At 64.8% G+C, this 1,571-nt stretch carries 1 protein-coding gene; it reads right to left on the reverse strand.

Translation table 11 applies throughout. The features are described 5' to 3' along the window. Window positions 1–908: 908 nt before the first annotated feature. The coding region (locus FNH05_RS38665; protein ID WP_222426828.1) for a hypothetical protein at window positions 909–1,571 on the reverse strand (663 nt) is incomplete at its 5' end.

Consider the following 1,571-nt stretch of genomic DNA (forward strand, 5'->3'; position numbering starts at 1 on the left):
AGATACACCCGTTCGAGTTCGTCTTCACCAACCCGTGCGGCACCTGGCTATGGCGCTCCACCTTCGACCGCCGCGTCCTCCGCCCCGCCATCGACGGCGTCCGCAAACCCGGCACCCGGATCTGCCCCGTCTGCCCCGGACTGACCTTCCACGGACTACGACACAGCCACAAAACCTGGCTCATCGCCGGCGGCGCACCCGAAACCGCCCAAGTCCGCCGCCTCGGCCACCACTTACCCAACCGAGTCATTGAAACCTACTCACACGTCGCCCCCGAAGTCGAAACCCGACTCCTCGCCGACCTCCAACGCCGCTGGCACAAAGCCACCCGCAGCCCGTATCCCAAACGACCACAACAGAAACAACCAGCGACAAAAACTCGGCGACCCAGTCCACCTCCACCACCCCGGCATCAACATCAAACCCCCGAACGCCGCTGGAAAGAGAGACAACCACAACCATCCCGTGGGGAACCACCAAAAACCCACTGCTCCCCCACTCGCCACCTGGAGCAACATGCACCAGAAACACCCCACCATGAGCAACCGAATCCCCATCGAAACGAACAAACAAGATCGTCATGACACAGCAAAAATCCCCTCCGACCAGCTAAAACAAGCCGATCGAAAGGGATTGATCAAAACGTGGAGCTAAGGGGACTCGAACCCCTGACCCCTCACCGCCAGTGAGAGGTCGACTACTTTAAGTCTACAGGTCGAGGCTAGCAGGTGGAGAATCCGCCGGTCAAACGCCGCCATTGATGGCAGTCGGCTGCCGTTCGATGCGGTTCAAAGCGTGCTCCTGCTCCGGATTTGCTCCAGCCATAACCGCGTGAAGGTGTGGCCCTTCCCACAGGATAAGAGTCCGCACTGCGGCCGTGGATACGATCCAGTCAAAACACGAACACGTCATCCGGATCGCAGTCGGGCGCGCAGTTCCCGGGCCGGGTTGCTGGCCCGGTCGTCGAGCCATGGGCAGGCCAGGACCAGGTCGGTCAGGGAACCGAGGATGGTCACCGCACGGGTGCGGGCGGCTTTTTCGGCCTGGAACCAGCGGACCGCGACCGTCGTGCCCACATCCCGCCGCAACGACGGATCCGCCCAAGCCGAGGCGACCATGGCGAAAGCGGCCGCCTCGGTCACCCAATCCTCCGGGCCGAACAGCAGCTCAGACAAGATCCGCGCCCGCTCCGACCCGCGCCACGGCTGATCGAGGCGGTGCCAGGCGATGCCGAGACAGGCCATGACCTGAACCGCCCGCACCCACCCATCCGGCCGCCCCTGCACCGGTTGCGGCGGATGAACCAGGACACCCAGCAGGTCGTCGACCGCAACGTCGGCGAGAGCACCCGCCCGCGCATGAACTGCGAGGATGTGCGGCCACACCGGTACCGCCAGAGCACCCACCCGCGCGGCGACCTCCGGCGACGGCGCTGCGACAGCGGGGTGGGGCAGCAGCCCGTCATAACGCCACACCACCACACCCTCACCCGGATACGACCGCTCGCGCGGATCCGGTTCGTCCACACCCTCCGGGCGGAACTCCGCCCGCGGGAACACGCTATGAAAGGC

Origin of the sequence: Amycolatopsis rhizosphaerae (assembly GCF_007713715.1) — a bacterium.
Classification (GTDB): Bacteria; Actinomycetota; Actinomycetes; order Mycobacteriales; family Pseudonocardiaceae; genus Amycolatopsis_E; species Amycolatopsis_E rhizosphaerae.